Origin of the sequence: Streptomyces sp. NRRL B-24572 (assembly GCF_002156145.1) — a bacterium.
GTDB classification, from domain to species: Bacteria; Actinomycetota; Actinomycetes; order Streptomycetales; family Streptomycetaceae; genus Streptomyces; species Streptomyces vietnamensis.
Genome location: NZ_MWIG01000217.1, coordinates 1 through 8,489 on the forward strand (window position 1 = coordinate 1; position 8,489 = coordinate 8,489).

At 72.1% G+C, this 8,489-nt stretch carries 7 protein-coding genes and 1 pseudogene; 4 read left to right on the top strand and 4 right to left on the bottom strand.

Annotated features, from left to right (window positions below; translation table 11 throughout):
* Positions 1-91: 91 nt before the first annotated feature.
* Positions 92-1,030: pseudogene (locus tag CCN56_RS13610) on the bottom strand (protein kinase); the annotation flags it as partial.
* A gap of 276 nt (positions 1,031-1,306) precedes the next feature.
* Here CCN56_RS13610 and CCN56_RS13615 point away from each other — a divergent pair.
* Positions 1,307-2,896: a protein kinase gene (locus CCN56_RS13615; RefSeq protein WP_086826794.1), complete on the top strand. Its 1,590-nt coding sequence runs from the start codon at positions 1,307-1,309 to the stop codon at positions 2,894-2,896.
* Between the two features lie 36 nt (positions 2,897-2,932).
* Here CCN56_RS13615 and CCN56_RS13620 read toward each other — a convergent pair whose 3' ends face one another.
* The 3 genes from CCN56_RS13620 to CCN56_RS13630 all read right to left on the bottom strand — a co-directional run bounded on the left by CCN56_RS13620 (position 2,933) and on the right by CCN56_RS13630 (position 5,310).
* On the bottom strand, positions 2,933-3,949 hold the full coding sequence (locus CCN56_RS13620; RefSeq protein WP_086826796.1) for a phosphotransferase: 1,017 nt from the start codon (positions 3,947-3,949) through the stop codon (positions 2,933-2,935).
* A 15-nt stretch (positions 3,950-3,964) separates the two neighbouring features.
* Positions 3,965-4,462, bottom strand: coding sequence for a pyridoxamine 5'-phosphate oxidase family protein (locus tag CCN56_RS13625; RefSeq protein ID WP_086826804.1), 498 nt, complete (start codon positions 4,460-4,462; stop codon positions 3,965-3,967).
* 188 nt (positions 4,463-4,650) lie between these two features.
* Entirely contained in the window at positions 4,651-5,310 is a 660-nt protein-coding gene (locus CCN56_RS13630; protein ID WP_086826798.1) for a response regulator transcription factor, read from the bottom strand.
* A 338-nt stretch (positions 5,311-5,648) separates the two neighbouring features.
* Here CCN56_RS13630 and pdhA point away from each other — a divergent pair, with 338 nt between their 5' ends.
* The 3 genes from pdhA to CCN56_RS13645 all read left to right on the top strand — a co-directional run.
* Positions 5,649-6,833 (top strand): pyruvate dehydrogenase (acetyl-transferring) E1 component subunit alpha, encoded by a 1,185-nt coding sequence (pdhA, locus tag CCN56_RS13635; RefSeq protein WP_086826800.1) that lies wholly within the window; start codon positions 5,649-5,651, stop codon positions 6,831-6,833.
* Between the two features lie 2 nt (positions 6,834-6,835).
* Entirely contained in the window at positions 6,836-7,816 is a 981-nt protein-coding gene (locus CCN56_RS13640; protein ID WP_086826802.1) for an alpha-ketoacid dehydrogenase subunit beta, read from the top strand.
* A gap of 13 nt (positions 7,817-7,829) precedes the next feature.
* On the top strand, positions 7,830-8,489 hold a 660-nt coding region (locus CCN56_RS13645; RefSeq protein WP_179199836.1), incomplete at its 3' end, for a biotin/lipoyl-containing protein.

The window sequence follows — 8,489 nt, forward strand, 5'->3', positions numbered from 1 at the left end:
GCAGCGGCGCGGGCGTCGGCTCGGCGGTCTTCCCGCCCATCGGCCAGACCCCGCCGCCGGCCACGCACGGGGTGCAGCAGCCCTACCTGCCGCCGACGCCCGCGCCGCTGCTGACCGGACCGCCCTGGACGATCACCGGCGCACTCGTCTGGCCGGCCGAGAGCACCCGCAGGCACTCGTCGCGCATGGCCGCCGCGCTGGGGAACCGCTCGTTCGGGTTCTTTCGCAGGGCGCGGGCGACGAGGGCGTCCATCGCCGGCGTCACCGAGCGGTTGACGGAGGACGGGGCGACCGGCTCCTCCTGCACGTGCGCGTAGGCGATGGCGAGCGGGGAGTCGGCGTCGAAGGGGAGACGGCCCGTCAGCAGCTGGAAGAGCATGATGCCGACCGAATAGAGGTCGGAGCGGGCGTCCACCGCGCGGCCGAGGGCCTGCTCGGGGGAGAGGTACTGCGGGGTGCCGACGACCATGCCGGTCTGCGTCATCGAGGTGACGCCGGACTGCATGGCCCGCGCGATGCCGAAGTCCATGACCTTGACCACGCCGCGCTTGGTCGTCATCACGTTGCCCGGCTTGATGTCGCGGTGGACCAGGCCCATCTCGTGGCTGACTTCAAGCGCGGCGAGCACGTCGGCCGTGACCTTCAGCGCCTTGTCGGCCGGCATCGCGCCGTACTGCTGGACGTCGGCGGCGAGGACCGAGCCGAGCGGCTGCCCCTCCACGTACTCCATGACGATGTACGGCATGACGGCGCCGTCGAGGGTGTCCTCGCCGGTGTCGAAGACCGAGACGATGTTCGTGTGCGACAGCTTCGCGACGGCCTGCGCCTCGCGCCGGAACCGCTCGCGGAAGGACTGTTCCCGGCCGAGTTCCGTGTGCAGCGTCTTGATGGCGACCTGCCGGTCGAGGGCGCTGTCGTACGCCAGGTACACCGACGCCATGCCGCCCTCGCCGAGAAGGTCGCGCAGCTGGTACCGGCCGCCCGCGACCGAACCGCCCGCATAGCGGCCCTGTGCGCCGTCCTGGCTCATCTGTGCTTCCCCCTACGCGCGCGTGGCGGCGTCGATCCCGGATTTCCTGGCGCAAGTCTGCCGTAGGGCAGTGACACGTCAAGCCGCGCCCCGGTTCGGTACCCGTTCCGTGACCCTCCGCACAGGCGGCGATTCCGCCCGGCCGGAGGAAACCCGTCGAATTTGCACAGGTGTACGTCGAGGGGGTTGGATGGCCGGTCCATCTCGGACCGGGGTGTCGCACGGAGCCTGTAGCGTGACGACTGGACACGGCACGACAGACGACGGCGAGGACTGATGGCACCCGAATCCGGAGCAGGTAACGGTGTGCCGGACGCGTCGGCGGAATCCTGGGGCGAGGGCGGCGTCGTCGGCGACGGCCGCTACCGCCTGACCCACCGTCTGGGCCGGGGCGGCATGGCGGAGGTCTTCGCCGCCGAGGACGTACGGCTCGGCCGCACCGTGGCCGTCAAGCTGCTGCGCGCCGATCTCGCCGAGGACCCGGTCTCCAAGGCCCGCTTCACCCGCGAGGCGCAGTCCGTCGCCGGGCTCAACCACCACGCCATCGTCGCCGTGTACGACTCCGGCGAGGACCTCGTGGGCGGCCGGCCCGTGCCGTACATCGTGATGGAGCTGGTCGAGGGCCGCACCATCCGCGACCTGCTGCTCAGCGCCGAGGCGCCGGGTCCCGAGCAGGCGCTGATCATCGTCTCCGGGGTCCTGGAGGCGCTGGCCTACTCGCACCAGCACGGCATCGTGCACCGCGACATCAAGCCGGCGAACGTGATCATCACGCACAGCGGTGCGGTGAAGGTCATGGACTTCGGCATCGCGCGCGCCCTGCACGGCGCGCAGTCGACGATGACCCAGACCGGCATGGTCATGGGCACCCCGCAGTACCTCTCCCCCGAGCAGGCGCTCGGCAAGGCGGTCGACCACCGCTCCGACCTGTACGCGACGGGCTGCCTGCTCTACGAACTGCTCGCGCTGCGGCCCCCGTTCACCGGCGAGACCCCGCTGTCCGTCGTGTACCAGCACGTGCAGGACGCGCCGATCCCGCCGTCCGACGTCACGGGGTCCGTGCCGCCGGAGCTCGACGGCCTGGTGATGCGCTCGCTCGCGAAGGACCCGGACGACCGGTTCCAGAGCGCCGAGGAGATGCGCGGGCTCATCCAGTACGCCCTGCAGATGCTCCAGCAGCAGGGCGGCCACACCGGCATGTGGAACACCGGGCCGGTCGAGGTGCACGACGGCGGGCACACCCCGGGCGGCGGCATGGCCGCGACGACCGCGATGGGCCACCCGATGCACGGCGAGACCGCGCAGGGCCCGATACTCCCGCCCATGAACCCGGACGACGGCGGGTACGGCGGTTACGACGGCGGCACGGGCGGCACCGGCGGCTACGGCCAGAACGGGTACGGCGCGCAGAACGGCGGCAACGGCGGCCGGGGCAAGGTGTGGCTGCTCGTCGCGCTCGCGCTGGTCGCGGTCGTCGCCGGAGTCGTGTACGCGGTCAGCAAGGCGGGCGACCCGGGCGGCGGCGGTGGTGGTGGCGTGACGCCGACGAAGACCGTCACCAACTCGCCGTCGACGGCCTCCGAGGAGCCCACCCCCTCGGAGGAGCCCACCCAGGAGCACACCGAGGAGCCGGGCACGTCGACGGGCGGCTCGACCGAGCAGCCGTGGACCCCGCCGACGACGCAGGCGCCGACCTGGTCCACGGGCACGCCGACGACCGAGACGCCGACGCAGCCGACGACCACGCCGCCGACGGAGTCCACGGACACGCCGACGGAGCCGACGGGCGAGCCGACCGACGCCACGGTGGGCGGCGCCGGCGGCCCGGGCACCCCGACGACGGGCACGGGCACCGAGACCGGCTGACCGTCGCCCCCCCGTCCTTCGCCGCCTTCGCCGTGCTCAGCCGGCGAAGGCGTCGCGGACCGCCGCGTACTCGCGCGTCCACCAGACCGCCAGGGCCGACACCGCGGGGAACTGCGGGTCGGCCCTCCGGTCGTGCAGCTGGTAGCGCCAGCGCAGCGTCCAGAAGTCGTTGAGCCGCTCCCACCACACCCGGTGCGCCGCCGCCGCCAGCTCGGCGCCGTCCGCGCCCGTCGCCCGCCGGTACGCGCGCGCGTAGGCCCGTACCTTCTCCAGGGCCAGCTCCCCCTCCGGGCGTACGAAGAAGATCGCGGCTGCCCTGACCGCCTCCTCGGCCCTGGGGCGGACCCCGAGCCGGTCCCAGTCGACGATCGCGGCGGGCTCCGCGCCCCGGTACAGCAGGTTCAGCGGGTGGAAGTCCCCGTGCACCCAGCCGGCCGCGGAGGCGGGCGGCGGCCGGTGGTGGGCGTGCTGGGCGAGCAGCCTGCGCCGCTCCCTCAGCCGGTGCTCGGCGAGCGCGTCGAAGCTGTCGCGGGGGCGGTGGGCGCGGGCGAGGCGGAGGAGTTCCTCGATGGCGCGGAAGGTGTCCTCGGGGTGGGCGCTCGCGTGGTCGCCGCCCGGCGGCGGGGACTCCATGACCTGCTCCAGGCAGGTGTGGACGCGGCCGAGGAGGGTGCCGAGGCGGCGGGAGCAGCCGGTGGACAGCTGGGCGCCGTCGCGGTGGCGGCCGTCGACCCAGGGGTGCAGGGCGTAGCAGTGGCCGCCGACGAGGGCGACCGTGCGGCCCCGGCTGTCGGGGAGCGGCGGGGCCACGGGCAGGCCGAGGGCGTGCAGGCGCTGGGTGGCCCGGTGCTGGCGGGTGATGGTGGCCCGGTCGGAGGTGGGGGCGTCCAGGTGCTGCTTGAGGAAGTAGGCCCCGCGGGTGGTGGAGAGCCGGTAGCCGCGGTTGAGCAGGCCCTCGGTGACGGGGACGCAGGAGAGGGGCTCGCCGACGTCCGTGTAGCGGCGCAGGAGGGGGCGGACGGGCGGAGCGAGGGATACAGATGAGCGCGGCACTCCGCAGATGTTAGATCACGCTGCGTGGTGGAGGTGTCGCTCCTCGGAACGCTCCTCGGAACGGTTCTCGGAACGCTCCTCGGGCCGCTCCTCGGAACTCTCCTCGGAACGCTCCTCGGGCCGCTCGCTGTAGTCGAGCTCGTGGACCGTCACGAACTGCGGTTCGATCCGCAGGAACACCGGGGTGAAGGGCTCGCCGTCCACCCGTACGGGCTCGGGGCCGAAGGCCGCCCGTTCCTCCGCCGTCGGCTCGACGATCTCGGCGGTGCCGGTGAACTGCACGGACCAGATGTGCTCGGCCCCGGAGTCGCAGTTGTCCGCTCCGTACGCGACGACGCTGCCGTTGCACGCACGGTGGTAGCCGAGGCCGCGGTGCATCCGGAGCAGGACCCGGCCGTCGGCCACGACGTGGCGGGCGGGGGCGACGAACGGCATCGCCCGCATGCTCGTCGCCACCCGGCCGTACGCCACGCGGCCGAGCAGCTCGATGGCGCGGACCTCGTCGGCGGACATGGCGCGGACCTCGTCGGCGGACATGGCGGGGGCCTCGGAGGTGGGCATGTCTTCGTCGGTGGACATGGATTCCACTCTCCGTCACCCGCACCGTGTCGGAAAAGGGGCCCCTGCCCCGGTTCGAAAGGGACGTAGGTCCCGAAACCGGGCCGGGCCGGGGCGGGTCCCGGGGACGCCCCCCGGGCCCGTCAGTGGCGCTCGGCCTGGAGCCTGGCCACGTACGCCGCGGCCTGCGAGCGCCGCTCCATGCCCAGCTTCGACAGCAGGCTGGAGACGTAGTTCTTGATGGTCTTCTCCGCGAGGTGGAGCCGCTCGCCGATGACCCGGTTGGTCAGGCCCTCGCCGATCAGGTCCAGGATCTTGCGCTCCTGCTCCGTCAGGTTGGCGAGCCTGTCGTCGCCCTTCGGGTTGTTGCCGTCGCGCAGCCGCTCCAGGACCCGGGCGGTGGCCACCGGGTCGAGCAGCGACTTGCCGGCCGCCACGTCCCGCACGGCGTTCAGGAGTTCGTTGCCCCGGATGGCCTTGAGGACGTAACCCGAGGCCCCGGCCATGATCGCGTCGAAGAGCGCCTCGTCGTCCGCGTACGAGGTCAGCATCAGGCACTTGATCGACTCGTCCTGCGAGCGGATCTCCCGGCACACCTCGACCCCGCTGCCGTCGGGCAGCCGGACGTCGAGCACGGCGACGTCGGGGCGGGTCGCGGGGATCCTGACCAGGGCGTCCGCCGCCGTCCCGGCCTCGCCGACCACCTCGATGTCGCTCTCCACGGAGAGCAGCTCGTGGACGCCGCGCCGCACGACTTCGTGGTCGTCCAGCAGAAATACCGTGATTTTTCCTTGTTCGCGCACGCGGTCAGTCTCACATATTGGGTCTTCCGGCGCCCGGGGTGCGCGAGATAACGTGCCGGGTGTTCCGACGGCGTCGTCGGGCCGCTGTCCATGCTCTGACCAGGGATGAGTCCCCCTTTTCTCGATTTACTTGGAAATCCAAGCAAAATCGCAGGTCAAGTGGGGTTTCGCGGGAATGCCGCGTAATGGGTAACGTGCCTATGACGGCGCTCGCCGGGGCACCTTTCACGCCCGACTCCGGCCGCGTCGCACCCACCCCGTGCGAAGGTACGGACAAGGCGGAGCCGCACTGGCCTCACCGGCGAACCCGGGGGCCGGACCGACGGAGGAGCACGCACGTGACCGTGGAGAGCACTGCCGCGCGCAAGACGACGCGACGCAGCAGCGGCACCAAGCGCACCGCAAGCGCGAGCACGAGCACCACCAAGAAGGCAACGGCCGCCACGGCCACGGAGCCCGAGCTCGTTCAGCTGCTGACGCCCGAAGGGGAGCGCGTCCAGCACCCCGATTACGACATCGACCTGAGCGCCGAGGAGCTGCGCGGCCTGTACCGCGACATGGTCCTCACCCGGCGCTTCGACGCCGAGGCGACCGCCCTCCAGCGGCAGGGCGAGCTGGGCCTGTGGGCCTCGCTGCTCGGCCAGGAGGCCGCCCAGATCGGCTCCGGCCGGGCCCTGCGGGACGACGACTACGTCTTCCCGACCTATCGCGAGCACGGCGTCGCCTGGTGCCGCGGGGTCGACCCGACGAATCTGCTGGGAATGTTCCGCGGCGTGAACAACGGCGGCTGGGATCCCAACAGCAACAATTTCCACCTGTACACGATCGTCCTCGGCTCGCAGACCCTGCACGCCACCGGTTATGCCATGGGCATCGCCAAGGACGGCGCGGACTCCGCCGTGCTCGCGTACTTCGGCGACGGCGCCTCCAGCCAGGGCGACGTCAACGAGTCGTTCGTCTTCTCCGCGGTCTACAACGCCCCGGTCGTGTTCTTCTGCCAGAACAACCAGTGGGCGATCTCCGAGCCCATCGAGAAGCAGACCCGCGTCCCGCTCTACCAGCGCGCCCGCGGCTTCGGCTTCCCCGGCGTCCGCGTCGACGGCAACGACGTCCTCGCCTGCCTGGCCGTGACCCGGTCGGCCCTGGAGCGTGCCCGCCGCGGCGAGGGCCCGACGCTCATCGAGGCGTTCACCTACCGGATGGCCGCCCACACCACCTCCGACGACCCGACCCGCTACCGCCGGGACGCGGAGCGCGAGGAGTGGGAGGCCAAGGACCCGATCCAGCGCCTCAAGACGTACATGGAGAACGAGGGCCACGCCGACGCGGCCTTCTTCGAGGAGCTGGAGACGGAGAGCGAGGCGCTCGGCAAGCACGTCCGCGAGGTCGTCCGCGCCATGCCCGTCCCGGAGCACATGGCGATGTTCGACAACGTGTACGCGGACGGGCACGCGCTCGTCGACGAGGAGCGTGCGCAGTTCGCCGCCTACCAGGCGTCCTTCGAGGGCGGAGAGGCCGAGTAATCATGGCTGTTCAGAAGCTTCCCCTGGCGAAGGCGCTCAACGAGTCGCTGCGCAAGGCCCTGGAGACCGACCCCAAGGTCCTGATCATGGGCCTGGACGTCGGCAAGCTCGGCGGTGTCTTCCGGATCACCGACGGTCTGCAGAAGGACTTCGGCGAGGACCGGGTCATCGACACCCCGCTCGCCGAGTCCGGCATCGTCGGCACCGCGATCGGTCTCGCGCTGCGCGGCTACCGGCCGGTCGTGGAGATCCAGTTCGACGGCTTCGTCTTCCCGGCGTACGACCAGATCGTGTCCCAGCTGGCGAAGATGCGGGCCCGTTCGCTCGGCACGGTGAAGATGCCGATCGTCATCCGCATCCCGTACGGCGGCGGCATCGGCGCCGTCGAGCACCACTCCGAGTCCCCCGAGTCGCTCTTCGCGCACGTCGCGGGCCTCAAGGTCGTCACCCCGGCGAACTCCTCCGACGCCTACTGGATGCTCCAGCAGGCGATCCAGAGCGATGACCCGGTCATCTTCTTCGAGCCCAAGCGCCGCTACTGGGACAAGGGCGAGGTCGACACCGAGGCCATCCCCGGCGAGCTGCACAAGGCCCGTGTCGCCCGCGAGGGCACGGACCTCACCCTCGTCGCCTACGGCCCGATGGTGAAGACCTGCCTGGAGGCGGCCGCCGCCGCGGCCGAGGAGGGCAAGTCGATCGAGGTCGTGGACCTGCGCTCGATCTCCCCGCTCGACTTCGACACCGTCCAGGCCTCGGTCGAGAAGACCCGCCGCCTGGTCGTCGTCCACGAGGCGCCGGTGTTCTTCGGCTCCGGCGCGGAGATCGCCGCCCGGATCACCGAACGCTGCTTCTACCACCTGGAGGCCCCCGTCCTGCGGGTCGGCGGCTACCACGCGCCGTACCCGCCGGCGCGCCTGGAGGAGGAGTACCTGCCGGGCCTGGACCGCGTGCTCGACGCCGTCGACCGCTCGCTGGCGTACTGAGGAGAGCACGACCATGACGATCCGCGAATTCAAGATGCCCGACGTGGGCGAGGGCCTGACCGAGGCCGAGATCCTCAAGTGGTACGTCCAGCCCGGTGACACCGTCACCGACGGGCAGGTCGTCTGCGAGGTCGAGACGGCCAAGGCCGCGGTCGAGCTGCCGATCCCCTTCGACGGCACGGTCCACGAGCTGCTGTTCTCCGAGGGCACCACGGTCGACGTCGGCCAGGTCATCATCTCGGTGAACGTCGGCGGCGGCGCCGCTCCCGAGGAGCCGGCGGCGCCCGTCGCGGCCGCCGCCCCCGCGCAGGAGCCGGTGGCCGAGCCGGCCGCCGAGCCGGAGGGCCGCCAGCCGGTCCTCGTCGGCTACGGCGTGGCCGCGTCCTCCACCAAGCGTCGGGCCCGCAGGACGACGGCCGCCCCGGCCGCCGCTCAGGTCGCCCCGGCCGCCTCCGTCCAGGTCCCCGAGCAGCTGAACGGCCACGGCCCCGTGACCGGCGACCGGCCGCTGGCCAAGCCGCCGGTGCGCAAGCTTGCCAAGGACCTCGGCGTCGACCTGGCGACGGTCACCCCGACCGGCCCGGACGGGATCATCACCCGCGAGGACGTCCACGCGGCGGCCGCCACGGGCGCCGGGGCCTCGACGACCGGGGCGGGCGCCGGGGCGGCCGCC